This is a genomic window from Massilia mucilaginosa (genome assembly GCF_011682145.1).
Classification (GTDB): domain Bacteria; phylum Pseudomonadota; class Gammaproteobacteria; order Burkholderiales; family Burkholderiaceae_D; genus Telluria_A; species Telluria_A mucilaginosa.
The window spans coordinates 48,011-74,004 of the sequence record NZ_WHJH01000015.1 but is presented as its reverse complement, the minus strand read 5'-3'; the positions used below and the strand labels follow the sequence as shown (position 1 = coordinate 74,004).

The 25,994-nt window shown below is 64.4% G+C and carries 24 protein-coding genes; 11 read left to right on the top strand and 13 right to left on the bottom strand.

Annotation, left to right across the window (positions count from 1 at the left end; genetic code table 11):
* Positions 1 to 12: 12 nt before the first annotated feature.
* Positions 13 to 924: a 5-dehydro-4-deoxyglucarate dehydratase gene (gene kdgD, locus F2P45_RS14725; protein ID WP_166876260.1), complete on the bottom strand. Its 912-nt coding sequence runs from the start codon at positions 922 to 924 to the stop codon at positions 13 to 15.
* 202 nt (positions 925 to 1,126) lie between these two features.
* A complete protein-coding gene (locus F2P45_RS14720) occupies positions 1,127 to 1,882 on the bottom strand; it encodes a FadR/GntR family transcriptional regulator (RefSeq protein WP_166876257.1) in 756 nt (251 codons plus the stop codon).
* Between the two features lie 96 nt (positions 1,883 to 1,978).
* Between F2P45_RS14720 and F2P45_RS14715 the strand changes: the two genes are divergently transcribed.
* Positions 1,979 to 2,245, top strand: a complete 267-nt coding sequence (locus F2P45_RS14715) for a YkgJ family cysteine cluster protein (RefSeq protein WP_166876254.1) — start codon at positions 1,979 to 1,981, stop codon at positions 2,243 to 2,245.
* A 138-nt stretch (positions 2,246 to 2,383) separates the two neighbouring features.
* Here the strand turns inward: F2P45_RS14715 and F2P45_RS14710 are convergent, their stop codons facing one another.
* Positions 2,384 to 2,851, bottom strand: a complete 468-nt coding sequence (locus F2P45_RS14710) for a hypothetical protein (RefSeq protein ID WP_229505091.1) — start codon at positions 2,849 to 2,851, stop codon at positions 2,384 to 2,386.
* A gap of 147 nt (positions 2,852 to 2,998) precedes the next feature.
* On the opposite strand from F2P45_RS14710, the gene F2P45_RS14705 reads away from it, so the two are divergent.
* Together F2P45_RS14705 and F2P45_RS14700 are read left to right on the top strand one after the other, a co-directional pair.
* Entirely contained in the window at positions 2,999 to 3,313 is a 315-nt protein-coding gene (locus F2P45_RS14705) for a hypothetical protein (RefSeq protein WP_166876087.1), read from the top strand.
* Between the two features lie 378 nt (positions 3,314 to 3,691).
* The gene (locus F2P45_RS14700) at positions 3,692 to 6,337 is read left to right on the top strand and encodes a TonB-dependent receptor (RefSeq protein WP_166876249.1); all 2,646 of its coding nucleotides are present in this window, start codon (positions 3,692 to 3,694) and stop codon (positions 6,335 to 6,337) included.
* 80 nt (positions 6,338 to 6,417) lie between these two features.
* Here F2P45_RS14700 and axe2C read toward each other — a convergent pair whose 3' ends face one another.
* From axe2C to F2P45_RS14675, 5 genes are read right to left on the bottom strand one after another with little or no spacing between them, the layout of a single operon-like run.
* On the bottom strand, positions 6,418 to 7,467 hold the full coding sequence (gene axe2C / locus F2P45_RS14695) for a bifunctional acetylxylan esterase/glucomannan deacetylase AxeC2 (protein ID WP_166876246.1): 1,050 nt from the start codon (positions 7,465 to 7,467) through the stop codon (positions 6,418 to 6,420).
* A 3-nt stretch (positions 7,468 to 7,470) separates the two neighbouring features.
* The gene (locus tag F2P45_RS14690; RefSeq protein ID WP_166876243.1) at positions 7,471 to 8,214 is read right to left on the bottom strand and encodes a GDSL-type esterase/lipase family protein; all 744 of its coding nucleotides are present in this window, start codon (positions 8,212 to 8,214) and stop codon (positions 7,471 to 7,473) included.
* 6 nt (positions 8,215 to 8,220) lie between these two features.
* Positions 8,221 to 9,429 (bottom strand): glycoside hydrolase family 27 protein, encoded by a 1,209-nt coding sequence (locus tag F2P45_RS14685; protein ID WP_187367173.1) that lies wholly within the window; start codon positions 9,427 to 9,429, stop codon positions 8,221 to 8,223.
* 19 nt (positions 9,430 to 9,448) lie between these two features.
* The gene (locus F2P45_RS14680) at positions 9,449 to 10,786 is read right to left on the bottom strand and encodes a glycoside hydrolase 5 family protein (protein WP_166876240.1); all 1,338 of its coding nucleotides are present in this window, start codon (positions 10,784 to 10,786) and stop codon (positions 9,449 to 9,451) included.
* 6 nt (positions 10,787 to 10,792) lie between these two features.
* Entirely contained in the window at positions 10,793 to 13,033 is a 2,241-nt protein-coding gene (locus tag F2P45_RS14675) for a glycoside hydrolase family 3 C-terminal domain-containing protein (protein WP_166876237.1), read from the bottom strand.
* Between the two features lie 369 nt (positions 13,034 to 13,402).
* On the opposite strand from F2P45_RS14675, the gene F2P45_RS14670 reads away from it, so the two are divergent.
* The 6 genes from F2P45_RS14670 (at position 13,403) to recQ (ending at position 20,252) form a co-directional block, all read left to right on the top strand.
* The gene (locus F2P45_RS14670) at positions 13,403 to 14,422 is read left to right on the top strand and encodes a LacI family DNA-binding transcriptional regulator (RefSeq protein ID WP_166876234.1); all 1,020 of its coding nucleotides are present in this window, start codon (positions 13,403 to 13,405) and stop codon (positions 14,420 to 14,422) included.
* A 106-nt stretch (positions 14,423 to 14,528) separates the two neighbouring features.
* The gene (locus F2P45_RS14665; RefSeq protein WP_166876230.1) at positions 14,529 to 15,737 is read left to right on the top strand and encodes an AGE family epimerase/isomerase; all 1,209 of its coding nucleotides are present in this window, start codon (positions 14,529 to 14,531) and stop codon (positions 15,735 to 15,737) included.
* A gap of 1 nt (position 15,738) precedes the next feature.
* A complete protein-coding gene (locus F2P45_RS14660; protein WP_166876227.1) occupies positions 15,739 to 16,683 on the top strand; it encodes a carbohydrate kinase family protein in 945 nt (314 codons plus the stop codon).
* Positions 16,684 to 16,709: 26 nt separating this feature from the next.
* A complete protein-coding gene (locus F2P45_RS14655; RefSeq protein WP_166876225.1) occupies positions 16,710 to 17,456 on the top strand; it encodes a YoaK family protein in 747 nt (248 codons plus the stop codon).
* 139 nt (positions 17,457 to 17,595) lie between these two features.
* On the top strand, positions 17,596 to 18,429 hold the full coding sequence (locus tag F2P45_RS14650) for an undecaprenyl-diphosphate phosphatase (RefSeq protein ID WP_166876395.1): 834 nt from the start codon (positions 17,596 to 17,598) through the stop codon (positions 18,427 to 18,429).
* The gene (gene recQ, locus F2P45_RS14645) at positions 18,426 to 20,252 is read left to right on the top strand and encodes a DNA helicase RecQ (protein ID WP_370663257.1); all 1,827 of its coding nucleotides are present in this window, start codon (positions 18,426 to 18,428) and stop codon (positions 20,250 to 20,252) included. Before F2P45_RS14650 ends, recQ begins: the two co-directional genes overlap by 4 nt.
* Before the next feature lie 162 nt (positions 20,253 to 20,414).
* On the opposite strand, the gene F2P45_RS14640 is transcribed toward recQ, so the two are convergent.
* Positions 20,415 to 21,314 carry a helix-turn-helix domain-containing protein gene (locus tag F2P45_RS14640; RefSeq protein WP_166876218.1) on the bottom strand — a complete coding sequence of 300 codons (900 nt, stop codon included), beginning with the start codon at positions 21,312 to 21,314 and terminating at the stop codon, positions 20,415 to 20,417.
* 101 nt (positions 21,315 to 21,415) lie between these two features.
* On the opposite strand from F2P45_RS14640, the gene F2P45_RS14635 reads away from it, so the two are divergent.
* A complete protein-coding gene (locus F2P45_RS14635; protein ID WP_166876215.1) occupies positions 21,416 to 22,345 on the top strand; it encodes a DMT family transporter in 930 nt (309 codons plus the stop codon).
* Here the strand turns inward: F2P45_RS14635 and F2P45_RS14630 are convergent.
* The 4 genes from F2P45_RS14630 to F2P45_RS14615 form a co-directional block, all read right to left on the bottom strand.
* Entirely contained in the window at positions 22,269 to 23,444 is a 1,176-nt protein-coding gene (locus F2P45_RS14630; RefSeq protein WP_166876212.1) for a DUF418 domain-containing protein, read from the bottom strand. The two genes, F2P45_RS14635 and F2P45_RS14630, sit on opposite strands and share 77 nt — an antisense overlap.
* 129 nt (positions 23,445 to 23,573) lie before the next feature.
* Positions 23,574 to 24,254 (bottom strand): tRNA (guanosine(46)-N7)-methyltransferase TrmB, encoded by a 681-nt coding sequence (gene trmB / locus F2P45_RS14625; RefSeq protein ID WP_166876393.1) that lies wholly within the window; start codon positions 24,252 to 24,254, stop codon positions 23,574 to 23,576.
* Positions 24,255 to 24,358: 104 nt separating this feature from the next.
* A complete protein-coding gene (locus tag F2P45_RS14620; protein WP_166876209.1) occupies positions 24,359 to 24,781 on the bottom strand; it encodes a phage holin family protein in 423 nt (140 codons plus the stop codon).
* Positions 24,782 to 24,973: 192 nt separating this feature from the next.
* Complete coding sequence (locus tag F2P45_RS14615) at positions 24,974 to 25,180, bottom strand: helix-turn-helix domain-containing protein (RefSeq protein ID WP_166876207.1); 207 nt, start codon at positions 25,178 to 25,180, stop codon at positions 24,974 to 24,976.
* Between the two features lie 89 nt (positions 25,181 to 25,269).
* Here F2P45_RS14615 and F2P45_RS14610 point away from each other — a divergent pair, with 89 nt between their 5' ends.
* Entirely contained in the window at positions 25,270 to 25,977 is a 708-nt protein-coding gene (locus F2P45_RS14610) for a LexA family transcriptional regulator (protein ID WP_166876205.1), read from the top strand.
* Positions 25,978 to 25,994 lie beyond the last annotated feature (17 nt).

Sequence of the window (25,994 nt, the reverse complement as noted above, 5' to 3'; positions counted from 1 at the left end):
CCTCGATCGGGATTATTGGGCGCCCTGGGCGCTGATCAGCTTCTCCAGCATCGCGTCTTCTTCGGCCGTCAGGTCGGTCAATGGCGCGCGTACCGGGCCGGCCGAGTGGCCTACCAGGCGCGCGCCGGCCTTGACGATACTGACTGCGTAGCCGGCCTTGCGGTTGCGGATGTCGAGGTAAGGCAGGAAGAACTGGTCGAGCAGGCGGTTGGTGGTCGCGTGGTCTTCGGCGGCAACGGCGTGGTAGAAGTCCATCGCCATTTTCGGCATGAAGTTGAAGACGGCCGACGAGTACACCGGGGTGCCCAGCGCCTTGTAGGCCGCTGCGTAGACTTCGGCAGTAGGCAGGCCGCCCAGGTAGCTGAAGCGGTCGCCCATGCGGCGCCAGATCTGCACCATCAGTTCGATGTCGCCGATGCCGTCCTTGAAGCCGATCAGGTTAGGGCAGCGCGCGGCCAGTTTTTCGAGCGAGTCGGCGGTCAGGCGGCACTGGCCGCGGTTGTAGACGACGACGCCGAATTTGACGGAAGCGCAGACCGCTTCGACGTGGGCGATCAGGCCATCCTGGCTCGCTTCGGTCAGGTAGTGCGGCAGCAGCAGGATACCGTGGGCGCCGAGGCGCTCGGCTTCCTGGGCCAGGGCGATCGCGGTGCGGGTCGGGCCGCCGGCGCCGGCCAGGATCGGCACCTTGCCACGGCAGGTGTCGACCGCGGTGCGGATCACGTCCGAGTATTCGCTTGGGGTCAGGGAGAAGAACTCACCGGTGCCGCCGGCCGCGAACAAGGCGCTGGCGCCGTACGGAGCAAGCCATTCGAGGCGCTCGGCGTAGGTGCGCGCGTTGAAATTGCCCTGGTCGTCGAAGTCGGTCAGCGGGAACGACAGCAGGCCGGACGACAGGATGTGTTTGAGTTCTTGCGGATTCATGGGGTCTCCAGATATAGGCGGGTTGTTTGGCACTAGTGATACGTCATCGTACAACTAGTCTTCGACATAAGCAAGCACAACGTTGAGACGGATGGCGGAGGCGCCGGGGCGGACTGGGAAGGCGGAAAGCGGGAGGGAAGCGCAGATCAGCGGGAGCGCCGGCGGGCAGGCTCCCGTGGGGGCAATCGGTGGGCCGGCGGGATCAGGCCCCGTTCGACTCGAGTTGCTGCTGCGCCTGGCGCAGGCGTTCGCGGCTGTTGCTCAGGTGGGTGCGCATGGCGGCGCGCGCCGCTTCCGGGTCCTTGCGCAGGATCGCGTTGAAGATGTCTTCGTGCTCGCGGTTGACCCGTTCCAGATAGGCGGCCGGATCGTCGTGCCCGAGCTGCGGCATGTTGATGCGCGCACGCGGGATGATGGTGGTGCCCAGCTGGCTCAGGATATCGACGAAATAGCGGTTGCCGGTGGCCTGCGCGATCAGCAGGTGAAACTGCACATCGGCGTCAACGGCGGGGCTTCCGCGCGCGACGCTGCGCTGCATGGCGCCCAGTACCTTGGCCAGTTCGGCCACCTGCGCTTCGCTGCGCCGGGCCGCCGCCAGCCAGGCCGCTTCGGCCTCCATGCTGATGCGCAGTTCCAGCATCGCCAGCACGTCCATGACGGTGACGATGCTCTCGGCGTTGATCGCCAGGCCCGCGTTGCTGCGTTCGATGACGAAGGTGCCGATGCCGTGCCGGGTCTGCGCCCAGCCGGCCGCCTGCAGGTGCGAGATGGCTTCGCGCACCACGGTGCGGCTCACGCCGTGCTGCTCCATGATGGCCGACTCGGTCGGCAGCTTGTCGCCGGGCTTGAGCACACCCTGCTGGATGCTGCCCGTGATGTGCTCGACCACGCCTTGGGCAAGGGTGCGGTGTTTCTTGCGGGGTGGCGGCAGCGCCTGGGCAGGTGTGGATGGTGTCATGCGCATATTATACAACTTGAATAGTTGTACGACATCTTATGATTGGATGGGGTGTATACTTGGGCGACGTAGAATCACCCACAGAAATGAGATGGCATGAATTGCCGTGACAATTGCGGCGCCTGCTGCACCGCCCCTTCCATCACCAGTCCGATTCCCGGCATGCCCCATGGCAAAGCCGCGGGCGAGCGCTGTATCCAGCTTGGCGCGGACAAGCGCTGCCTGATTTTCGGCAAGCCGGAACGGCCGGCGTTCTGCGGCGGCTTGCAGCCGTCGGAAGAGATGTGCGGCAGCAGCCGCGAACATGCGATGCAGTGGCTGGGGGCGCTGGAGCGGGCGACCGCACCGGGGTGCAATGACTGATCTTCAGCCAGGCGATCTCCTCACAAAAGAGACAGCACCGCACCCGGCTTGATGGCCAAGTGACGACGAGCCTTGCAGTAAGTATCCGGTATACGCACCGGACGCCCAGCCAATACCTGCCCCACTTGCCGCGCGAACCTATGTCAAAAGACGCTTTCTGGGCTTACGCTTGAACGCCATCGCATCCCGTCTTGCAATGGCATTGTCATATTCCTGATCCGATAAGAGATGCTCGCCAATAGGAAGGAACCATCCCTCCACACAGCCAGGATCGCACAGGGCAACCTGAATATGCGTTCCTTTGCGAAAGCCGGATTTCGGCGCCATCTCGGCACCTTGCGGGAAGGCGCCACGCACTGCTTGAAACGGTGTCAATGGTGGATCGTGGTTCGCACGAACGTGATGAATAAACGTGAACACGGCATTGTCGAGTCTGCGAAGAATGACATCGGTATCATCTTCACCAGCGGCGCGATTTTCAGGCATCGGAATGCCAACGGCTGCCATGCCGGTTAACATGCCTTGATAGGCCTTGTCGAACTCGTTGATTCCCGCCTGGGGCGTCATGTCCAGCCAACTCTGCACCCGGAGGATGGCGCCGACCACGGCTGGCGTACCAATTGGCCTCGCGGTGTACATCTTTTCGGGATTGCTATGGGAAGCGTTTGCGAACAGGTCCGCTCTCTCACAATCGCCTTCAAAGAAATAGACGCCAGGTCCACGCCAGTCATAGGAATTTTGACTAGGATCAAGATGGACAAGTCTCCCACTGACCAGATCGTCACGCGTCGTGATATCGCATCCGTGATAGGCCAGCAGCAGCTGACCGGCAATCACCTGAAAATACGCGCAAGCCGCCCTTTGGCCGTCACGATCCCGTCCCGTCGAAGTGCCTTTGCCGCCTCCTGTGGCGACATGGCATACGGGTTATCTGCTACGGGGTTCGCAATCTTTGACGGAATGCGAACGGGTAATGTTGCGTTCTTCGGCACCGCATTGGTTCTCACCTTTGATTTAAGCGCTTTCATTGTTTTATCCTCAGACGCCACGTTCGATGCCGCAAAATGAAGCTTCTGCCACGACAGGCAAAAGCAGCAGGTATATGGATGTTAGACCTGAGCGACAAGCATTCGGTTCAAACTATGTCGTTCGCGGCCAAATGGAGGCGAATTCATTGCGCATAACTGGTCTGCGTGCTCCCCACCCTGTTTAGTAAATCCCATGAAACTCCCCGAGGTTTCAGGGAATCGTTTGACCCTCCGATTTTTCGAGTGCAATACTCGATTCAGTCGATTCGTCCATACACGCAAGGCTGCATCGCTTGCCACAGCTGGCGGGTCACCACTGTGTTGCATATAAACGCCAAGCGGGCTCGCACAAGCCGCGCGCACATATTCCAAATGGAAAACAGGAGACAAGATGCGATTCACAACGACACGGACTCTCATGAGTCTGGCGGTCGCCAGCGCGTTCGGCTGTGCGGTCCTGCCAGCACACGCGCAAACCGCCAGCGCCGCCGACAGCACCATCCCCGCCAGCAACGACCCGAACCAGATCCAGGAAGTCAACGTCACCGCCACCCGCCATTCCACCTCGCTGCTGCGCACGCCGCTGGCCGTCACCGCCCTGAGCCAGGACCAGCTCACGCGCAAGGGCGCCACCAGCCTCAGGGACCTGGCCGGCGACATTCCCAACGTCGTCATCCAAAACACCGGCCTCGATTCGGCGGTGCAGATCACGATCCGCGGCATCACCTCGACCAACTTCACCGAAACGGGCGATCCGGCGGTCGGCTTTCACGTCGACGGCCTGTACTCGCCGCGCCCGCAAGGCGCGCAGGCGCTGATGTTCGACATCGACCAGCTCGAAGTGCTGCGCGGCCCGCAAGGCACCCTGTTCGGCCGCAATTCAACCGGCGGCAGCGTCAACGTCATCTCGGCCAAGCCGGACTTTTCCGGTAACTACGGCAAGGCCAATCTGGAACTTGGCAACTACAACAAGAAACAGGCCAACATCGTGCAGAACGTCGTCGTCAACGACATGCTGGCCCTGCGCGCGACCTACATGACAGTGCGGCGCGACGGCTATGCCAACCAGCTGCGCGACCTGAGCGAAGCGAATGCGCCGGCCTACGGCTGGATCCCCGACGGCATTCCCGATGTCGACCAGCGCTTCAACCACAAGGTGGGCAAGAAGGACTTCTACACCAACCAAAACCAGTGGGCCGCGCGCGTGGCAGCCGCCCTCAAGATCAACAAGAACCTCACGGCGCGCCTGGTGTACGAAGAGTTCCAGGACTCCGGCGCCGGCGGGTCCACCTTTCGCGACTGCGACGCGGGCGCCGGCACGCGCTACGCCTGCACCGGCGGCAAATGGGACATCAACATCAACGTGCCGGGCGAGACGAACCTGAACATCCGCACCGTGCGCGCGGGCGTGAACTGGAATTTGAGCGACACCGCCAGCGTCGACTACCACTTCCAGGTCGCCGACCAGCGCCGCAAGGAAACCACCGACGACGACAGGGGCATGCAGCACCCCGCTCCGTTCCAGGTCAACGGCAAGTACCCCAACGTCGCCGGCGGCGACTACGGCACCTGGCCGCTGACCGACATCTTCCACCGCACCATGGACTCGCGCTACCTCTCCACCGTGCACGAGGCGCAGCTCAAGCAGACGCTCGGCCCGGTGCAGTACGTGGCGGGCCTGTTCTGGATGCACGAACGCAACCGCATCGACTATGAAATCACCAATGTGATCCAGAAGCCGTACGGCGATCCGGGCAGCGTGCTGTATCACCAGCCGAACCGCCAGGTCGACGCCAAGGCCGCCTTCGCGCAGGCCGACTGGAAGTTCATGCCCACCTGGACCGGCACCCTGGGCGCGCGCTTTTCGTCGGACAGCAAGGAAGACAAGGGCGGCGAAGTGTATGGCCGCAACTGGATCGGCGACACCGCCTACTACCGCGGCTGGTACAACCGCGGCATCCCCGGCACGCCGGGCTTCCGGGTCCACAACGGCACCGACCTGTCGACCGACATGGGGGCCGGCGGCGGTCTTGGCGCGTACGCAGGCTACCCCGCGCCGACCTCCAACGATCACAAGGAAACCTGGAAGAAAACCACCTGGCGCATCGGCCTGCAAAAGCAGATCAACCCCAACCAGATGGCCTACGCCTCGGTATCGACCGGCTACAAGGCCGGCGGTTTCGCCGACAAGACCGACTCGTGCAACTACCGCCTGTGCGCCGACGGCAAGCCGGGCGTGGAGACCTTTTTGCCGTACGATCCCGAAACCATCACCAACTATGAACTGGGCTACAAGGGCAAGTTCCTCGACAACCGCCTGCGCCTCTCGGCCACCGCCTTTTTCATGAAGTACAAGGGCATGCAGCTGACCGGCACCTACTTCATCAACCAGATCATTCCCGAAAACGGCCAGCCCTGCCCGGCCGACCAGCCCAAGTGCGATGTGTACGACGCCTGGCGCACCATCAACGTCGGCAAGGTCGATATTCCCGGCCTCGAGATCGAAGCGGACTGGCGGCCGTGGCGCGGTGCGCGCATCGGCGGCGGCTTCGCCTACATCAACACCGAGGTGCACAACTTCAAGGAATTCAGCGACGAGTACCAGTGCGGCGACCTGCGCGCGGAACTGGGCATCGAACCCTGCCCCGCCATCTACAACGGCCCGGACAAAGCGCTGATCGGCCGCCGGCTGTACAACATCGATGGCAACCACCTGCCCAACACGCCCAAGTACCAGGTCAACCTGAGCTTCTCGCAGGAGTTCGAACTGGCCGGCGGCTACCGCGTCACGCCGTACGTCAAGGTGAACTGGCGCGACAAGGCCTACTTCGATCTGCGCAATTCCGAGTTCGCGCATATCGGCCGCTATCAGAAGGCGTATGCGATGGGCGATGCGTCGGTGCGGCTCGATTCGCCGGACGATAAATGGCATGCCGAAGCCTTCGTGCGCAATGTCGCCAACAGCCACGCCAAGACCAGCGGCGACTCGGTGTTCGGTGGCTTCATGCAGGCGAGCTTCGTCGAACCGCGCATGTTCGGCGTGCGCGTGGGCATGACTTACTGAACCTCTTTGTTACTGATCCCATTTAGCTGGGTGGCTTGGGCCGGTCTGCCGCGAACGATGTTGCGGCGCACCGGCTCTTTTTATTCCCAGCCAGTGACGGCGCGAAGCTGGGGAACCAGTTCGCGCGCCATCGCCGCGTGCTGCGCTTTGGTGGGATGCGCATCGGTCACGTCGCCGGAATGGTGCAGCGACGCCGCCGCATGCACCCGGGGACTGCCGACACGTTCGATGGTCTGCGCGATGTAGCGCGTCAAGGCGGCCTTGCGCTCGCCATTGAGGATGGCGCCTTCGGTCAGCACGATCTGCGCCTGCGGATGATTGCGCAGCAGCGTGCGCACCAGCTTCTCGTAGGCCTTCACGTAGGCCGCGCGCGCCGGAATACCGGGGCTGAAATCGTTGGTGCCGATCGCGCTGACGATCAGATCGGGATCGTAGCCGGCGTGGTCCCAGCGCACCGGCCGGCCTTCGCTGGCGATGGCCAGCTCGTAGAAATCGGGAAGGTTGTCGTCGGCAGTGCGGCCGTTCCAGCTGCGCACCAGTCCCCGTCCGCCGTGGCACACCAAATGAACCTGCGCGTCGAGCGCCTGCGCCGCCAGCATGCCGTAGGATGCGCGCGGATTCCACCACGACGAATCCTTGTCCTTGCCCTGCACCCGGTCGATGGCTTCGCCGCAGGTGACCGAATCGCCCAGAACGAGCATCTTGCGCTGCGGGAGCGCCGGCGCGGCAAGCAGCACGCCGTCGGTGACAAAGCGGGCCAGCGTCACGACGCCGTGCCAGCTTTCGGAGCGGTGCAGGATGTCGACGCGGTGAACGCCAGCCTGGCACTCGTTCACCAAGCCGATGGCCTGCGGCGTTGCGGACAGGCGGATGATGCGCGCGGCCCCGCCGTCGACCACGACTTCAAGATAACTGCGCTCACCGCTGGCGGCGGCGTCGACCGACAGCGTCTTGCCCTCGAACGACAGCGACAGCCGCACCCCGGGATACGCGAAGCGCAGGCTGCCGTCGGCCTGCGCCACGGTCCTGCCCATGCGCGCGATGCGCGAGTCGTCCGCGCGCACCGGCGGCTCGGCCCAGGCCTGGCCAACAGCAAGCATCAGTGCCATCGCCAGCGCGCTGCGGCTCATGATTTACTTCATCAGCTTTTTCACGTCGGGCAGCATGGTGTCGGCCCAGATGGCGTAGCCCTTTTGGGTCAGGTGCAGATGGTCGCCCATGATGTCGGTGCCGATGCTGCCGTCGGGCCGTACGAAGGATGCGCCGTAGTCGCGGAAAACGACGTGGCGGCCGTCGTCCAGGGTCGCCACCATCTTGTTGAGCGCAACGACATTCTGGCGCCGTTCGCTCTTTGCCAATTCGCCGGCCGGCAGCACGGCATTGAGCAGGATGCGCGCGTCCGGATACTGCTTGCGCAAGGCCGCGACCACCGCCTTGATGCCTGCGAAAACCTGCTCCGGTTTCTCGTCGCACAGCCCGAAGTTGTTCACGCCGATGAGCAGCACGATCGCCTTGGGCGAAAGCCTGGCCATGCGCTTGTCCTGCAAGCGCCACAACACATTGCCGGTATTGTCGCCGCCGATGCCGAAATTGCCCGCCTTGTAGGCGCCGAAACTGGCGTCCCAGATGTCGCGCGGCCAGCCTTCGGTGATCGAGTCGCCAAGGAACATCAAGTCCACATTGCCCTTGTCGGCCAGCGCCAGCTGATCTTCATGCATGCGCTTCCAGCGCATGATCGACATCCACGGGTATTCCTGCGCACGCGGCTTGATGTTGAGCGCGCAGGTCTGCACGCCTGCCGTAGCGGGAGTTTGCGCGTGCGCGAGATGGCCGGCCAGGGCGCCGGCCATCAGGATGGAAAGAATACGCAAGTTCATGAACGGTCACTTTACTTTCAGGTGAAGCATCGCCACGCTGTGCGATGCAATGGTGAGGTCGAGGGCCCTGGCGGTATCGCCCGTCTTGCCGCTCCAGGCCTCAAGCCAGCGGTAGGCGGTCTTGTTGATATCGAGTTCGCGCTTGCTCAGGTCATCGCCGATCTTGTGCTTTTTCCAGTCTACCTTGAAGTTGATGGCGCCGGCGCCCCGGTTCAGGATCATCAGCGCCCATTCGTTATTGGCGAGCGGTTTGGCCCACAGCTCCAGCGTCCCTTCGGACATGAATTTCCACGCCTGCACGCCAAGCTTGTCCTGGTTGATGGCGATGACGTCCTTGTTGGTCAGGATCTTGCGGGTGGACTCGGGCATCGAGCGCAGGTCGTTGCCCGAGATGAGGGGCGACGCCATCATGGCCCAGATCGAGAAGTGGGCGCGGTCTTCGTCCTCGGTCATGCCCATGCCGACTTCCATCATGTCCATGTCGTTCCAGTGCCCCGGACCGGCGTGCTTGCGGAGGCCGGCCTGCTTGTCGAGAATGCGCAGCACGCCGAAGGCGGACCAGGAGCCGTGATTGATCTCGCAATCCCAGCACGGATAAATGTCGCCGGTGGTGCGCCACGAATGGCCGATATCCGCGCCCCACTCCCACGGCTTGTTGTCGCCCCACTCGCACATGCTGAACAACATGGGCCGCCCGGCGCTGCGGATGGCGTCGCGCATGGTGGTGTAGGCGGCGGCCGCGTTCAGGCCCTTGGTATCGCACCAGTCGTACTTGACGTAGTCGATGCCCCAGGCGGCGTAGGTGATCGCATCCTGGTATTCGTGACCACGGCTGCCCGGACGGCCGCCGCAGGTGGTGGCGCCGGCATCGGAATAGATGCCCAGCTTGAGGCCTTTGGCGTGCACGTAGTCGGCCAGCGCCTTCATCCCCGACGGGAAGCGCTCGGGATCGGGCTCGATGTTGCCGTTCTTGTCACGCTTGCCGTGCCAGCAGTCGTCGATGTTGACGTACTCGTAGCCGGCGTCCTTCATGCCGATCCTGACCATGGCGTCGGCCGTTTCGCGGATCAGTTTTTCATCGATATTGCAGGCGAATTTGTTCCAGCTGTTCCAGCCCATTTGCGGCGTCGCCGCGAGGTTCTCGAACTTCTGCGCATGGGCGTTCGCGGCCAGCAGCAGTCCCGCCGGGATCAACAGCGTCTTGATGATGTTCATGGTCGTCCTCTCGACAGGCTTACTTCTGGAGTGAGCGCAGTTTGTCGGCGTGGTCCTTGATCAGCGCCAGCGAGCTGGCATCGGCGTCGAACACCGAGTACAGGCCCTGCTCTTCCTGCGGCGGGTCGCCCATGAAGTCGTTCCCCTGCTTCCACCAGTAGTCGGCGTTGGCGGCGCGTCCGGCGCCGCCCCAGGCCCAGAAGTTCCAGCCTGCGATCGGGTCGCCGGCGGCGGCGCGGCGGCCGATCAGCTCAAAAATCTCGCCGTAGAAGCGGTCGCGGATTTTGGTGCCGGCCTTGATGTCGAAGGACGCGCCATCGCGGTCCAGGCCAAATTCTTCCAGCACGATCGGTTTGCCCATTGTCCTTGCCATGTCGATGTGCGAGTTCAGATAATCGCGGCTCTTGGCGATCGCCCCGTTCCAGCTCTCGACCGGCTTTTTGGAATCGAACCAGCCCCAGTTCTTCGGCCACAGGTGGTACGTCAGGTAGTCGATGTGCTTCGACGAATGCGAGGCCATGAACAGTTTGGCGTCCTGCGCCGAGCCGGCCAGGCCTTCGCTGCCGCTGCTGACCAGGTGGTTCTTGTCGAGTTCATGGATGTACTGCGCCGTTTCGGCGATCCATGTGGTATAGATCGCCTTTTCCTTGTCGCTGGCCTTGCCGTTGCCGGGACGCGGCTCGTTCGCCAGTTGCCACGACATGATCACCGGATCGTCGCGGTAAGGCTTGCCGTTGATGGTGTTGACGCGCTGGACGATCTTTTTGATCGTGCCGCGATACTCCTTCTGCGCCTCCTTGTTGGCGTAGAAGCGCGCCGTCCTGGCCATGTAGTCGTCGTAATCCTTGGTCACGTTCGGGTCGAGCGCCGGCGTGCCTTCGAACCAGTTCAGGTACTGCGTCATCCCGCCCGACCATTGCCAGAAGTTGTTCAGGTAAAGCACCACGGTCATATCGCGCTTGCCCAGTTCATCGACCAGGAAGTCGAGGCCGGCCAGCAGGTCTTCATCGTACTTGCCCGGGCCGTTGGTGGTGGCCGGGCGCACGGCGCTGCTCATGTCGGTTTTTTCGGAGACGGCCAGCACGCGCACGTTGTTGATGCCGATCGCCTTCATGGTGTCGAGCTCCTTGCGCAGGCGCGCGCGCTCGCCCACGCCGGACGGCGAACCCAGATAGCCGCCGTACCAGAAATTGGCGCCAGCGATGTAATACGTTTTGCCCTTGCGCGCGAAGTGCGTCTTTTTGACCGTCACGAACTCGCTCTTTCCCGCCGTGCTCACCGGCGCCGCCGCTGCCGCCGCGCCACCGACCAGACCCGCCATCGCCAATGCCGCAACCACTTGGTTCATCTTGATCATCGCGTTCTACCTTTTCACGTTTGAAGGAAGTGCTTTGCCATGAAGGTCGAGCGTGCGCGCGGGCAGGTCGACCATGATGCTGCTTTCACCGGTGCCGGCGGCATCCTGCGCCAGTATCAGCTTGTATTTGCCCCTGGCGATGCGCCAGGTCTTGGACGGGCCATCGAGCACGGCCAGCATGCGCGGCTCCACCGTCAGGGTCACGTCGCGGCTTTCGCCCGGCTGCAGGTCGACCTTGTCCCAGCCGGCCAGGCGCTTGGGCGCTTCCCAGCGAGCGCCGACTGGCGCCACATACAGTTGCGCCACGTCCTTGCCGGCCACCTTGCCCGTGTTAGCCACCTTGAAGCGCACCTGCAGCTGGCCGTTCTTGTACTCGCCCGCCAGGCCTGAATACGCAAACTGCGTGTACGACAAGCCATGCCCGAACGGGAACAGCGGCTTGTGCTTTTTGAGGTCGAACCACTTGTAGCCGACCGCAGCGCCTTCGTGATAATCGACCTTGAACTGCATCTGCGGCTTGGCCGGGTCGCCATCGAGCACGGGGCGCGGCAGTTGGGCCAGCGATGCCGGGAAGGTGGCCGGCAGGTGACCGGACGGATTGACGTCGCCGAACAGCACGCGCGCGATCGCCTCGCCGCCGCGCGTGCCCGGGTACCAGGCTTGCAGCACCGCCGCGGTCTTGTCGAGCCACGGCATCAGGACCGGCCCGCCCGTTTCCAGCACCACCACGGTGCGCGGATTGGCGCTGGCGACGGCGTCAATCAAGGCATCCTGCTTGTCCGGCAGCGACAGATCCACCGCATCGTTGGCTTCACCAATCCAGTGGGTGCCGAAGACAATGACCGCATCCGCCGTGGCGGCCAGTTGCGCCGCCACGGCAGGATCGGCGCCGCTGTCGAAAACGACCCTGGTTGCGGGCGCCAGCTTGCCGATTTCGGTCACCGGCGCGGAGGGGTGGTACACCACGGGACCGGGCCACGTGGCCGGCAGCAAACCCTTGACCGCGCTGCCGCCAATCGGATACACCTGCGACGACCCGCCGCCGGACAAAACACCCTTGTCGGCGTAGCCACCGATCACTGCAATCGTTTTCACGTCCTTGCGCAAAGGGAGCATTCGATTCGCGTTCTTGAGCAGGACCATGCTCTCTTCAGCGCCCGCGCGGCTGATCAGGCCATGCCCGGCGAAGTCGATCGCGCCATCGGGCTTGACCGGATGATCCACCACGCCCTTGTCGAACATGGCGAACAGGATGCGGTGCACCATATTGTCCAGGCGCGCCTGCGGCACGGCCCCGGTCTTGACCGCTTCTTCCAGCGCGCCCGCAAAATACGGCGACTTGTCGAATTCGGAGCCGGACTGCTGGTCCAGCCCATTGTTGGCCGATGCCACGGTGCTGTGCACCGCGCCCCAGTCGGACATCACATAGCCCTTGAAGCCCCAGTCCTGCTTGAGCACTTCGTTAAGCAGCCACGCGTTCTCGCACGCGTACGGACCGTTGACGCGGTTGTAGGCGCACATGACCGAGCCCGGGTTGCCCTGTTCGATCACCAGCTGCATGGCCAGCAGGTCGCTGGTGCGCGCCGCCACGTTGCCGATGCGCGCATCGAGTTCGGTGCGGCCGGTCTCCTGGTTGTTCAGCGCATAGTGCTTGACGGTCGAAATCAGATGGTTGGACCCGATGCCCTTGACCGCCTGCCCCACCATGATCCCGGACAGCAGCGGGTCTTCGCCGGCGTATTCGAAGTTGCGGCCGTTGCGCGGATCGCGCATCAGGTTCACGCCGCCGGCCAGCATCACGTTAAAGCCCGAGGCGCGCGCTTCCGCTCCGATCATCGCGCCGCCCTGGTAGGCCAGCGCCGGGTTCCAGGTGGCCGCCGTGGCAAGGCCCGACGGCAGCGAGGTGCGCTCGCGCGGATTGGCGCTGGCCTGCGAGGCCACGCCAAGTCCGGCGTCGGTTTCGAACAGCGCCGGCAAGCCAAGACGCGCCACACCCGGAATGTAGCCGGCCGACGACGGCAGGGCGGCGGCGATCTTGACGGTTTTCTTGGGTGCGAAGTCGGCGCCGAAATAGCCGTACACCCATTGCAGCTTTTCTTCCTGGGTCATTTCCTTGAGCGCCAGGGTGGCGCGCTGGCCGGCGCCAAGCGCCGGGTCCAGCCAGGGCTTGGGTGTTTCGGCGCCGGCCAATAGAGGCAGCGCGGCCGCAATCGCCACGGCCAGGGCGTGTTTGGTCAGGGTATTCATCGTGCGTGTCTCCTTTTGTATTTACCCGCTCGGCGCCTGGAAAGGTCGCCGGCCGGTTTATATGGATGAGGCGAGTGTGCATGCGGAGCATTGGCCGGTCAAACAAAAAATGGCACTTTCGACCATGTTTAGCCCTGATCGCTAAACACGCTGGAGGCCGAGCGCGGGGCGCTGTGGCTTCTCCAGCAGGCGGCGCTGCCCTGTTTAGTAAAACCCGGCTAAACTGTTTGCAAACCGGACCAATCGTTTGACCATGGACTAATCGATATGCAAGACTCTCAGCATAAAAAGGCATCTGCCACTGGAGAACCTTGTGACGCATCCGACCCCGTACCGCTTGACCGCGCGCTGCCCGAACGTCCCGTTCCGATGAGCGCCGCCAGCCCATCGAACGTCACCATCCGCGACATCGCCAAGTTTGCCGGCGTCTCGGCGGGGACCATTTCGCGCGCGCTCAAGAACGAGCCGGGACTGACCGAGACCACGCGCCAGATGGTGCTGTCGGCCGCCCATACGCTGGGCTACGATTTTGCCAACCTGCGGCGCAAGCGCATGCGCCGCCTGACCTTTCTGCTGCACCGCCAGCACAACACGGCCGCCAGCAGCCCGTTCTATTCGCCGGTGCTGCACGGTGCCGAGGAAGCCTGCCGCAAGCAGGGCATCGTGCTCTCGTTCATGGCGGTCGGCCCGGCCGACGGCGTGACCGAGCAGTTGCGCATGCACGCGCCGGACGCGGTGGTGTGCGCCGGCTTCTTCGAGCCCGAGCTGCTGGGCGCCCTGCGCGCGGGCGGCAAGCCGCTGGTCCTGATCGACATGAAGCTGCGCGGTTACAGCTCCGTCAATCCGGATAATTTCATGGGCGGCTACCTGGCCACCAAACACCTGATCGGCCTGGGGCGCACGCGCATCGGCATGATTTCGGGTTCGCTCGGCCACTACAGCGTGCGCGAACGGAACAAGGGCTACCGCCAGGCCCTGTTCGAATCCGGCATGCTGGCCGACCCGCGCCTGGAAGCGAGCCTGCCGGACGGCGTCGACCTCGAAACCGGCGCCTGCGAAGCGATGCAGTCGCTGCTGGCCCTGCCCAACCCGCCGGACGCGGTGTTCTGCTACAACGACAGCGCCGCCCTGGTGGCGATGCGCTGCTGCCTGGCGGCCGGCCTGACGGTGCCGCACGATGTGTCGATCGTCGGCTTCGACGACATCTCCAGCGCGGTGCTCGGACACCGTCCCCTGACCACCCTGCGCATCGACAAGAAGCAGCTCGGTGCGATGGGCGTCGAGCTGCTGCTGCGCGACCATCAGGAACCGCCCGTCGAGCAGGTCGCGCCGGTGGAGCTGATCGTGCGCGCCAGTACGGTGTGCGACGACTTCGGGCCGCACAAATAGAGCGAACTTACTTCACCGACTGAGCAAGCGACGCGCCAGCGCGCCCCTGCCGGCCCGCGTCCGCACGCATATTTTTACACCCTGTTTTTTACGACGAGACTTGACGATGGCCCCCGATTTCCGTTCACGCGACACCCTGCTCGACCACATTCGCCACACCAAACGCTTTTACGATCCGTGCTGCGTCGATCCGAGCGGCGGCTTCTATCACTTTTACAAGGACGACGGCACCGTCTACGACGCCCACACGCGCCACCTGGTCAGCAGCACGCGTTTCATTTTCAATCATGCGATGGCGTTCCGCCAGTTCGGCGACCCGGCCGACCAGCAGCGCCTCCTGCACGGCCTGGACTTCCTGCGCGCGGCGCACCGCAACCCGGCCACCGGCGGCTATTGCTGGCAGTTGCGCTGGGCCGACGGCAAGGGCGAAGTTCTTGATGCCACCAACCACTGCTACGGCCTGGCCTTCGTGCTGCTGGCGTACTCGCATGCGCTGATGGCCGGCGTGCAGGAAGCGCGCCAGCATATCGAAGAGACCTTCGCGCTGATGGAGCACCGCTTCTGGGAGCCGCAACATGGCCTGTATGCCGACGAAGCGAGCGCCGACTGGTCGCAGCTGGCCCAATATCGCGGCCAGAACGCCAACATGCACGCCTGCGAAGCGCTGATCAGCGCTTTTGAAGCCACTGGCGACAAGATCTACCTGCACCGCGCCGAAACGCTGGCCCACAACATCACCGTGCGCCAGGCCGCGCTGTGCGCCAACACCGTGTGGGAGCACTACCACGCCGACTGGTCGGTCGACATGGAGTACAACCGCCACGACAGCACCAACATCTTCCGCCCGTGGGGATTCCAGCCGGGCCACCTGACCGAGTGGAGCAAGCTGCTGCTGATCCTCGAACGCCACCAGGCGCACCTGAACGGCGACAGCAAGTGGCTGCTGCCGCGCGCCTCCGCGCTGTTTTTGCAGGCGATGGACAAGGCCTGGGATGCGCGGCACGGCGGCATCTTCTACGGCTTCGCGCCCGACGACAGCATCTGCGACGGCCACAAATACTTCTGGGTGCAGGCCGAGAGCCTGGCCGCGGCCGCGCTGCTGGGCGCGCGCACGGGCGAAGCGGTGTACTGGGACTGGTACCAGCGCATCTGGGAATACAGCTGGACCCACTTCGTCGACCACCGGCACGGCGCGTGGTACCGTATTCTCAGCCCTTCCAACGCCAAGCTGAGCGACGAAAAGAGCCCGGCCGGCAAAGTCGACTATCACACCATGGGCGCCTGCTACGAAGTTCTCACTGTACTCAAGGACTGACATGAACGCACCGATGTTCCCTGTTTTTGTGGCCGCCGGCGAAGCGCTGACCGACATGATCGCCGAACCGGGCCAGCAACAGTGGCGCAGCCAGGTGGGCGGCTCGACCTGGAACGTGGCGCGCGTGATGGCGCGCCTGGGCGTGCCGAGCGCCTTCGCCGGCGCGGTCAGCTGCGACGTCTTCGGCGACCAGCTGTGGGACGCCAGCGTGGCGGCCGGACTGGATATGCGCTTCGTGCAGCGCGAGGCGCGCTCGCCGCTGCTGGCGATCGTCTACCGGACCGACCCGCCCAGCTATTTTTTTGTGGGCGACGACAGCGCCGACCTGCACTTCGACGCCGCGCGCCTGCCCGATGGCTGGCGCGCGCACTGCAAATGGGTGCACTTCGGCGGCATCAGCCTGGCGCGCGAGCCGCTGGCGGGCAAGCTGCTGGCACTGGCCGCCTCGCTCAAGGCCGATGGCGTGAAGATCAGCTACGACCCGAACTTCCGGGCGCTGATGGACCAGCGCTACGACGCCACCTTGCAGCGCATGACGGCGCTGGCCGACGTGATCAAGGTGTCCGACGAAGACCTGGCCGGACTGTTCCGCACCAGCGACCTTGAGAACGCGTTCGCCACGCTACGCGGCTGGAACCCGGGCGCCACCTATCTGTACACGCGCGGCGCGCAAGGCGCTTCGCTGCACATCGGCGCGGATGGCTGGCACGCGGCCTCGCCGCGCATTACCATCGTCGACAGCGTCGGCGCGGGCGACGCCAGCATCGCGGCGCTGGCCTGGAGCTTCTTGCACCAGCCGCGGCGCGCGCCGGGCGATCATCTGCGCTTCGCGGTGGCCGCCGGCGCAGCCGCATGCCAGTCGGCCGGCGCCGCGCCGCCGTCGCTGCAGGCGATCGACAGCTTGTTGCAGCACCAGGCGCCAGCGGGGCCGGCCGCGCTACAATGAGGGACCGGTTCCCGAGAAAGCACCGCATGCCCGTCAACTACGCCAGAAGGCTTACCGCGCCAGGCCGCTCCAGCGACGCCAATGCACACCTGGGTTACATGCTGGCGTTCGTGGCCGGCGCCATCAACGCCGGCGGCTTCCTGGCGGTGCAGCGCTACACGTCGCACATGACCGGCGTGGTGTCGGCCATGGCCGACGACCTGGTGCTGGGCGCGCACGCGCTGGTGCTGACCGGCCTGGGCATGCTGCTCGCATTCATGGCCGGCGCGGCGTGCACCGCGATCATGGTCAATTTCGGCCGGCGCCGCGCGCTGCACAGCATCTATGCACTGCCCCTGATGCTCGAAGCACTGCTGCTGCTTTGCTTCGGCCTGCTGGGCGGGCGCCTGGCCCCGGCTGGTGCGCTGCCGATATCGGCAACCGTCATGCTGCTCAGTTTTATCATGGGATTGCAGAACGCCCTGATCACCAAACTCTCGCATGCCGAGATCCGCACCACCCACATTACCGGCATCGTCACCGACATCGGCATCGAGCTGGGCAAGATGATGTACTGGAACCGCACGGCGCCGGCGCCGGTCCAGGGCAATCGCCAGCGCCTGGCCGTGCTGTCCATGCTGGCCTCCTGTTTTTTTGTCGGCGGCATCGCAGGCGCCTTCGGCTTCAGCCATCTGGGCTACGTAGCGACCGTCCCGCTCGCTCTCGCACTGATGACCCTGGCGATCACGCCGCTGCTGGACGACGCCAAGAGTATTGCAACAAAAAAACAATAGCGCCCATCCGCCACGAAAAACAGCGCGCCACTTGCGGCGCGATCACAAGCCGGAGGCGTGCTCGTGGTAAGCTTCGACCCCGCACCGTGCCGTCTTCCGGTGCGATTTCCCCGTCAACAATACAAACTGCTTAATGGAAATAACTCTCGCTCTCGCGCTCAAGGCCATCATCATGGGCCTGGTGGAAGGATTCACCGAATTCCTGCCGATTTCCTCGACTGGCCACCTGATCCTTGCGGGCAGCCTGCTCGACTTCACCGACGACAAAGCGAAAGTGTTCGAAATCGTGATCCAGGCCGGCGCCATCATGGCGGTGTGCTGGGAATACCGCGCGCGCATCGCCTCGGTGATGAGCGGATTGACGAGCGACCCGAAGGCGCGCAAGTTCATGCTCAACCTGATCGTCGCCTTCCTGCCGCTCGCGCTGCTCGGCCTGGCCTTCGGCAACCAGATCAAGTCGGTGCTGTTCAAGCCCGTGCCGGTGGCGATGGCCTTCATCATCGGCGGCATCATCATCCTGTGGGTGGAGCGCCGCAACAAGCTCAATCCGCCGGTGGTGCGGGTCGAAACGGTGGACGACATGACCTTGCTCGACGCCTTCAAGGTCGGCTGCGCGCAAGCCGTGGCGCTCATTCCCGGTACCAGCCGCTCGGGCGCGACCATCATCGGCGCGATGATGTTCGGCCTGCCGCGCAAGGCCGCCACCGAATTCTCCTTCTTCCTCGCGATCCCGACCCTGCTGCTGGCGACCGTCTATTCGCTGATCAAGGAACGCGATGTGCTGTCGATGGCCGACCTGCCGATGTTCAGTATCGGCTCGATCGCGGCCTTTATCTCGGCCTTCCTGTGCGTGCGCTGGCTGCTGCGCTACATCAGCACCCATGACTTCACGGTCTTCGCCTGGTACCGCATCGTGTTCGGCATCGTGGTGCTGGCCAGCTCGCACTACGGATGGGTCGTTTGGGCGGAATGATGGATCCCGACCTCTCGGCACGCGCACTCGACCAGCTGCAAACGGTCTTCGGCTACCCGGCATTTCGCGGGCAGCAGAAGGAGATTGTCGAACACGTCGCCAGCGGCGGCGACGCGCTGGTGCTCATGCCCACCGGCGGCGGCAAGTCGCTGTGCTACCAGATTCCGGCGCTGCTGCGCGACGGCGTCGGCGTGGTGGTCTCGCCCCTGATCGCCCTGATGCAGGACCAGGTCGACGCCCTGGCCGAAGTCGGCGTGCGCGCCGCCTTTCTCAATTCGACGCAGACCTACGAAGAATCGATGCGCATCGAACGCCTGGTGCGCACCGGCGAGATCGACCTGGTCTACGTGGCGCCCGAGCGCCTGATGACGCAGCGCTGCCTGGACCTGTTCCAGGCCTCGAAGATCGCGCTGTTCGCGATCGACGAAGCGCATTGCGTGTCGCAGTGGGGGCATGACTTCCGGCCCGAATACATCAAGCTGTCGATCCTGCACGAGCAGTTCCCGGACGTGCCGCGCATTGCGCTCACCGCCACCGCCGACCAGCAGACCCGCGCCGAAATCGCGCTGCGCCTGCAACTGGGCGATGCGCGCCAGTTCGTGTCGTCGTTCGACCGCCCGAACATCCGCTACCAGATCGTCGAAAAGGCCAACGGACGCAAGCAGCTGCTCGACTTCATCACCACCGAGCATGGCAGCGACGCCGGCATCGTGTACTGCCTGTCGCGCAAAAAAGTCGAAGAAACCGCCGACTTCCTGAACGAAAACGGCATCCGCGCCCTGCCCTACCATGCCGGCATGGACTACCCCAAGCGCAGCGCCAACCAGGCCCGCTTCCTGCGCGAAGAGAGCATCGTGATGGTCGCCACCATCGCCTTCGGCATGGGGATCGACAAGCCGGACGTGCGCTTCGTCTGCCACCTCGATCTGCCGAAAAGCATCGAGGGCTACTACCAGGAGACCGGACGCGCGGGCCGCGACGGCATACCGGCCAGCGCCTGGATGGCCTACGGCCTGCAGGATGTGGTGCTGCAGCGGCGCATGATCGACGAGTCGGAAGCCGACGAAACCTTCAAGCGCGTGCTGTCGATGAAGCTCGACGCCATGCTGGGGTTGTGCGAGACCCTGAGCTGCCGGCGCGTGCGCCTGCTCGAATACTTCGGCGAGCAGTCGACCCCGTGCGGCAATTGCGATACCTGCCTGATTCCGCCGGTCTCGTTCGACGGCACGGTACCGGTGCAAAAACTGCTGTCGGCCATTTACCGGGTCGACCAGCGCTTCGCGGCCGGCCATGTGATCGACGTGCTGCGCGGGGTCGAAACGGACCGCATCAAGCAGTGGCACCACGATTCGCTGTCGGTGTACGGCATCGGCAGCGAACGCACCGAAGCGGAGTGGCGCGCCATCCTGCGCCAGGCGATTGCGCTCGGGCTGATCACGGTCGACCATGAAGTATATAGCTCTCTCAAGCTGACCGACGCCGCGCGCCCGGTGCTCAAGGGCGGGCAAAAAGTCCAGCTGCGCCAGTATCAAAAACCGGTCAAGCAGAAGCGCGCGCCGGGCGCGGCGTCCAAGCCGCATGTCGAGATGGAGCTGTCCAAGTCCGAACAGGCGATTTTCGAGAAGCTGCGCTGGTGGCGCATGGAGACCGCGCGCGCCCACAACGTGCCGGCCTACGTCATCTTTGTCGACGCCACCCTGCGCGAAATCGCCAAGGCCAAGCCAGGCTCGCTGCAGGAACTGCGCGGCGTGACCGGCGTGGGCGAGAAGAAGCTGGTCTCCTACGGCGACGAGATCGTCGCCATCATCATGGAAATGAGCTAAGTAAGTGTGCAGAAATTATTGTGATTTATAGCGAACAGAAGCGGATGCCTTGCAAGGCGCACGCCGCGACGCAGTGCGAGCACTGCTAGCGGTGGGCAACGCAGCAAGGCGCCGCTTATGGAAGCTAGAAATGACAAGAATTTATGCGCACTTACTTAAGGCTTATCCGGCCAGCGCCTGGCGGAAGCGTCCCGGCGGGGCGCCGACCGCCTTGCTGAAGCGGTGGCTGAAGTGACTCAGGTCGGCGTAGCCGCAGGCGGCGGCAATCTGCTGCAAGGGCAGCTTGCCGGCCTTGAGCAAGGCGCGCGCGCGTTCGATGCGGCGCTGCGCCACCCAGCTCGACGGCGGCATGCCGAACGAGACGCGGAACATGCGCGCCAGGTGGAACTCCGACATGCAGGCCAGGTGCGCCAGTTGGCCCAGGGTGATCGATTGGGCCAGGTGCTGCTCGATGTAGTCGGCCAGGCGGCGCCGCACCAGCGGCGCCAGGCCGCCGCGCAGGCGCAGGTCGCGCCGCACGATGGCTTGCGAACGAAGCAGTTCGCTCAGGGTGTCGTGGCTGATCTCGTTGGCGCGCAACAGGCCGTCGGGTTCTTCCCACGATTGGGTGAGCAGCGTTTCGCACAGCTGCACGATGCGCGGGCTTTCAAAGTAGGTGCGGTCGGCCAGGGTCAGCTCGCGCGGTTCGCGGTCCAGTTCCACCACGGCGCGCCGGGTGAAGTGCTCGGGCATGAAGTAGACATGCAGCAGGCGCAGATGATCGCGCACCACCCATTGCGACTCGTGCCAGTCGGGCATGGAACACAGGCGCTGCGGCGCGCCGTAGCGCCCCGGCACGCCGGCGCGCTCGGTGCGGTAGCCCCCACCCAGGTAGCACGACAGGGTGTGGTGACCCGGCTGGACGTAGCTGGTGATGGCTTCGCGGGTGTCGCGCCGCCAGATCGCGGCGGCCATGCCGTCGCCCAGCCAGGCGAAGCGTTCGAGCGTGGCATCGGTGCCTGACATGGTGTTGAAAACCGCGTGCGCGATAAGCGGTGATCGGGGCAGTGGGCGTGAGTGCATGCTGAAAAGTCTAGCATGGCATGCGCGCCGCCGTTGGCTGCCACGCCAAAATGCGCAAGATCAGACAAGTTGCGCCGGCCCTGCGCGGGCAAGATGGCGGCATGAATATCTTCCTCTACTTTCTCACGGTCCTGATCTGGGGCACCACCTGGATCGCCATCACCTGGCAACTCGGCGTGGTGCCGGCGCCGGTGTCGATCGCCTACCGCTTCTGGATCGCCAGCGCGGTGCTGATGCTGTTCCTGATCGCCACCGGTAAACCTGTCTGGCCGCCGCGCAGCGCCTGGCGCTATCTGCTGGCGCAGGGCCTGGCGCTGTTCTGCTGTAATTTCCTCTGCTTCTACTACGCCAGCCAGTCGGTGCCGAGCGGGCTGGTGGCGGTGGTGTTTTCGACGGCGCCGATCTGGAACGCCATCAATGGGCGCATCTTCATGGGGCGCCCGATCCGGCGCCAGGTGCTCGGCGGCGCGCTGCTGGGCCTGGGCGGCATCGCCCTGCTGTTCCTGCCGCAAATGCGCGGACACTGGAACGACAGCGGCATGCTGTTCGGCCTGGGCCTGGCGCTGCTGGGCACCTTGTGCTTCTCGACCGGGAACCTGCTGTCGTCGCGCATGCAGTCGCTTGGCCTGACGCCGTGGCTGACCAATACCTGGGCCATGCTGATCGGCGCCACCATTCTCGGTTGCGGCGCGTGGCTGCTCAAGATGCCGTTCGTGGTCGAACCGGGAATGCGCTACGCGGCCTCGCTCCTGTACCTGGCCATTCCCGGCTCGGTGGTCGGTTTTACCGCCTACCTGCTGCTGGTCGGGCGCATCGGCCCTGACCGCGCGGCCTATTCGACAGTGCTGTTTCCGGTGGTGGCGCTGAGCGTATCGACCGTGCTGGAAGGCTACCAGTGGAGCGCGCTGGCCGTCGGCGGCGTGCTGCTGGTCCTGGGCGGGAACCTGATGGCCTTCATGCAGCCTGTCGCGCGCCCATCCAGGTCGCCCGGTGCCACAAGCGTTCCAGCGGCCCCTGCGCGTGGCGCCTGAGCCACCAGGCGCAGAAGGCGCACTGCAGCGCCGCCAGCAGCGCGCCGATCACGAGGCACACGGTGGCGCCGGTGACCTTGTACAGGCCCAGGCCGAAGCCGTAGTAGATGAAGGAACCGGCGATCGACTGCGTGAAGTAGGCGGTCAGGCTCATTCGTCCCAAGGGGGCCAGCAGGCGCAGCGCGCGGGTGAGCGCACCGCCCTGGTACAGCATGACCAGGCACGCCACCAGCACCAGCATGAAGGCAAAGTTGGACCACGAGGCGGCCATGGTGGCCAGCGGGCGCCGCACGGCACTGCTGGCGACCGAGTCGGGCAGCAAGGTGCGGATGGTGTACAGCGGCAGGAACAGCAAGGTGGCGGCAAGCAGGGTGCGGCGCCAGAAGCGCATGGCGTGCGCGCTGGCCTCGAACAGGCCGCGCCGCCCGGCCAGCATGCCGAGCATGAACAGCGACAGGATCTGGAAGACGCGGCCGTTTTCCCAGCTCCAGTGGATTACCGCCAGCTTGCCGTTGGTGAGGTTGCCGGCCCAGGCGCGCAGTACCGAGTCGCCCGTCAGGTAGTCGTTGATGCGGCCGAAATACTGCCACGAGAGCGGATCGCCGATAGCCGCATGCGGATGGCGCAGCGCGTCGGCCAGCACCAGCCATTCGTAAGGCTGCAGCATGAGGATGACGGCCAGCGCGAACAGGGCCCAATCACGCAGGCGCGCCAGCGGCAGCAGGCACAGGCCGATGACGGCATAGATGGTGAGGATATCGCCGTGGAAGAACATCGAGTTGAGCATGCCGAAGCCGAACAGCAGCAGCAGGCGCCAGCCGTAGCGGACCCGGAAATCCTCGCCGCGCTCCCTGCGCGCCTGCGACTGCAGATGAAAGGTCAGGCCGAACAGCAGCGCGAAGATGGCGTACGATTTGCCGCCGAAGAGGAAGAAGGCGACCTCCCAGACGGCTTTGTCGAGGGCCGCCAGCCAGGGCGGCGAGCCGGAGACGACGTAGTACAGGTCGAAGTGCTCGATGTTATGGAGCAGCATGATCGATACGATGGCGAAGCCACGCAATGCGTCGACCACGTCCAGCCGGGGTGCTTGTGAACCCATCGTATTGACTCCTCGTGAAGAAGCGTACCAAGCATGCGTATTCTATTTGGAAACGCTACCACTCTGGAGAAAAATTATCGGCGCTGCCGCCTGCATGGCCGCAGCGCCGATTGTCTGTTCACGAGCGGCTTACTTTTTTGTGAAGACCAGGTCCCAGACGCCGTGACCGAGCTTGATGCCGCGGTTTTCGAACTTGGTCAGGGGACGGTAGGCCGGCTGCGGCGCGTAGCCGTCGGCCGTGTTTTGCAGCAGCGGCTCGGCGCCCAGCACTTCAAGCATCTGGACCGCGTAGTCTTCCCAGTCGGTGGCGCAGTGCAGGTAGCCGCCCGGCGCGAGGCGCTCGGCCAGCAGCTTGACGAACGGCGGCTGCAGCAGGCGGCGCTTGTTGTGGCGCGCCTTGTGCCACGGGTCGGGGAAGAACACGTGCACGCCGGCCAGCGAGCCGGCCGGGATCATCTGGTTGAGCACTTCGACCGCGTCGTGCTGGACCAGGCGCAGATTGGTCAGGCCCTGTTCGCCGATCTGCTTGAGCAGGCTGCCCACGCCGGGCGTGTGCACTTCGACGCCGATGAAGTCCTTCTCCGGCATGCCCTTGGCGATGTGCGAGGTGGTATCGCCCATGCCGAAGCCGATTTCGAGGATCACCGGCGCCTTGCGGCCGAAGGCTTGCTCGAAGTCGAGCGGCGCTTTTGCGTATTCGACCAGGAACTTCGGTCCCAGTTCTTCGAGCGCGCGCGCCTGTGCGATCGACAGGCGGCCGGCGCGCGTGACGAAGCTGCGGATGCGATGTTCGGTCGGGTCGTACAACATCGGGCGGTTCGGGGTATCTGCGGACATGGGGATGGAGGTAGAAGAAAAAGGCCGGACGACATTATATCGTACCGGCCTTCCCGACAGGCGGCGGGCGCGAGGGCTTACAGGGGTTTGTCGGATTTGCCGTTCAGGTGCTCCATGCGCGAGATGCCGGCCGACAGGTAGCGCTCGAGCACGCGCGAGCCGCCGTACGCGGCAATCGTGATGCAGCCCGGTTGCAGCAGGAGCGGAATTTCCTGCCACGCGCACAGCGAGTACGTGACCAGGCCGGCCACCAGGGACACCAGGATATCCTTGGCGATTTCGAGCGGCAGCGACTTGATCACCACGTTCGGACTGGCGATCTTTTGCAAGGTGCCGGCGGCGCCGCCGACCAGCGACAGGGTGACGGCGACGGCCACGCCGTCGAGCGGGATGCTCGACAGGTCGCTGGCGAAGCTGGTGGCGGCCGATGCGCTGGCGTCCCACGGGGCGAGCAGCCAGGTGGGGGCAAGCCCTTGTTTCAGATTGAGTAAAGTGCGCATGGGACCTCCTTGAAGCGCTGGTGGGAATGAAGGAGCGTCAGTGCCATCCGGGCTGCGGCGTTCCAGTACATGGGTGATCGGTGCGCGCGCCGCGCGCCGGGCAAGGTGCGGACGTGACTGTCCCGCTGCGGCGGGAAAGCCGCCGGCCATCTTGGTGGTGCTCATAGGTGCCTCGGGTCAGCTCAGGTCAACTCACGGTTCCGCTTGCGGGGCAAACGGGCATTTCAGCGCGTGCAGGGCGCAGATGGCGTGGAAGGTGGCGATTTTGCAATCCGCCTGGCCATTCAGGATGCGGCTGACGGTCGGCTGGGTGGTGCCCAGCGCCCTCGCGATTCGCATCTCAGTCCACCCGGTTGCATCCTTTATTTCCCGTAACAGGGTGGAGATTTCTTTGTCCATGTACACAGTCTATACGTGCTCGGATAGATTTTCAACAAGAGCACGCTACGGTTCTGAAAATATCTATTCGTACGTGTATAATTGGCGGCATGACTATCTCTGACCGCCTTACACACGCGATGGAAGAAGCCGGTTTCCAGTCGCAGAGCGCCTTGTCGCGCGCCTCCGGCGTACCGCAGCCGACCATTAACCGCATCCTCAACCGCAGCGGCACGCGCGGACCCGAGGCGGCCACCCTGGCGGCGCTGGCGGCTGCCTGCAAGGTGGCCTTCGAGTGGCTGCACGAAGGCACGGGGCCAATGGCGCGCCGCGCGGCCGGCGCGGACGGCTTGCCGGCAGAGATGGCGCCGGTGATCGTGGCCGAAGATGGCGATCCGCGCTTCGTGCAGATCGAGATGGTGACCTTGCGGCTGTCGGCCGGCATCAGCGGTTTCCAGACCGATCCGGGGCACGATATCGGCGCCACTTTGCCGCTCGACGCGGCCTGGGTGGGGCGGCACAATTTCATCCCGGAGCGGCTGGTGGCCACGCGCGTCAAGGGCCAGAGCATGGAGCCGACCTTGTACGAGGGCGATATCATCGTGATCAACACGGCCGACAACCGGCCGGCCGATGGCGTGGTGTTCGCGGTCAATTACGAGGGCGAAGCGGTGGTCAAGCGGCTCTCGCGCGATGCGGGGGAATGGTGGCTCGAGTCCGACAATTCCGACAAGCGCAAGTACCATCGCAAGGTATGCCGGGGCGGCGATTGCATCATCGTCGGGCGCGTGGTGCGCAAGGAGAGTGACCGGATCTGATGATTCGCGAGCGTTGC

Bases quoted from the DNA above. Each gene is read 5' to 3' on its own strand.
- F2P45_RS14635 (WP_166876215.1), top strand. From the start codon at position 21,416: ATGAATATCTTCCTCTACTTTCTCACGGTCCTGATCTGGGGCACCACC.
- F2P45_RS14690 (WP_166876243.1), bottom strand. From the start codon at position 8,214: ATGAACTTGCGTATTCTTTCCATCCTGATGGCCGGCGCCCTGGCCGGC.
- F2P45_RS14665 (WP_166876230.1), top strand. From the start codon at position 14,529: ATGGCCCCCGATTTCCGTTCACGCGACACCCTGCTCGACCACATTCGC.
- F2P45_RS14675 (WP_166876237.1), bottom strand. From the start codon at position 13,033: ATGAATACCCTGACCAAACACGCCCTGGCCGTGGCGATTGCGGCCGCG.
- F2P45_RS14630 (WP_166876212.1), bottom strand. From the start codon at position 23,444: ATGGGTTCACAAGCACCCCGGCTGGACGTGGTCGACGCATTGCGTGGC.
- kdgD (WP_166876260.1), bottom strand. From the start codon at position 924: ATGAATCCGCAAGAACTCAAACACATCCTGTCGTCCGGCCTGCTGTCG.
- F2P45_RS14720 (WP_166876257.1), bottom strand. From the start codon at position 1,882: ATGACACCATCCACACCTGCCCAGGCGCTGCCGCCACCCCGCAAGAAA.
- axe2C (WP_166876246.1), bottom strand. From the start codon at position 7,467: ATGAGCCGCAGCGCGCTGGCGATGGCACTGATGCTTGCTGTTGGCCAG.
- F2P45_RS14715 (WP_166876254.1), top strand. From the start codon at position 1,979: ATGAATTGCCGTGACAATTGCGGCGCCTGCTGCACCGCCCCTTCCATC.
- F2P45_RS14700 (WP_166876249.1), top strand. From the start codon at position 3,692: ATGAGTCTGGCGGTCGCCAGCGCGTTCGGCTGTGCGGTCCTGCCAGCA.
- F2P45_RS14615 (WP_166876207.1), bottom strand. From the start codon at position 25,180: ATGGACAAAGAAATCTCCACCCTGTTACGGGAAATAAAGGATGCAACC.
- F2P45_RS14660 (WP_166876227.1), top strand. From the start codon at position 15,739: ATGAACGCACCGATGTTCCCTGTTTTTGTGGCCGCCGGCGAAGCGCTG.
- F2P45_RS14620 (WP_166876209.1), bottom strand. From the start codon at position 24,781: ATGCGCACTTTACTCAATCTGAAACAAGGGCTTGCCCCCACCTGGCTG.
- F2P45_RS14610 (WP_166876205.1), top strand. From the start codon at position 25,270: ATGACTATCTCTGACCGCCTTACACACGCGATGGAAGAAGCCGGTTTC.
- F2P45_RS14705 (WP_166876087.1), top strand. From the start codon at position 2,999: ATGGACAAGTCTCCCACTGACCAGATCGTCACGCGTCGTGATATCGCA.
- recQ (WP_370663257.1), top strand. From the start codon at position 18,426: ATGATGGATCCCGACCTCTCGGCACGCGCACTCGACCAGCTGCAAACG.
- F2P45_RS14685 (WP_187367173.1), bottom strand. From the start codon at position 9,429: ATGAACATCATCAAGACGCTGTTGATCCCGGCGGGACTGCTGCTGGCC.
- F2P45_RS14680 (WP_166876240.1), bottom strand. From the start codon at position 10,786: ATGATCAAGATGAACCAAGTGGTTGCGGCATTGGCGATGGCGGGTCTG.
- F2P45_RS14655 (WP_166876225.1), top strand. From the start codon at position 16,710: ATGCCCGTCAACTACGCCAGAAGGCTTACCGCGCCAGGCCGCTCCAGC.
- F2P45_RS14670 (WP_166876234.1), top strand. From the start codon at position 13,403: ATGAGCGCCGCCAGCCCATCGAACGTCACCATCCGCGACATCGCCAAG.
- F2P45_RS14640 (WP_166876218.1), bottom strand. From the start codon at position 21,314: ATGCACTCACGCCCACTGCCCCGATCACCGCTTATCGCGCACGCGGTT.
- trmB (WP_166876393.1), bottom strand. From the start codon at position 24,254: ATGTTGTACGACCCGACCGAACATCGCATCCGCAGCTTCGTCACGCGC.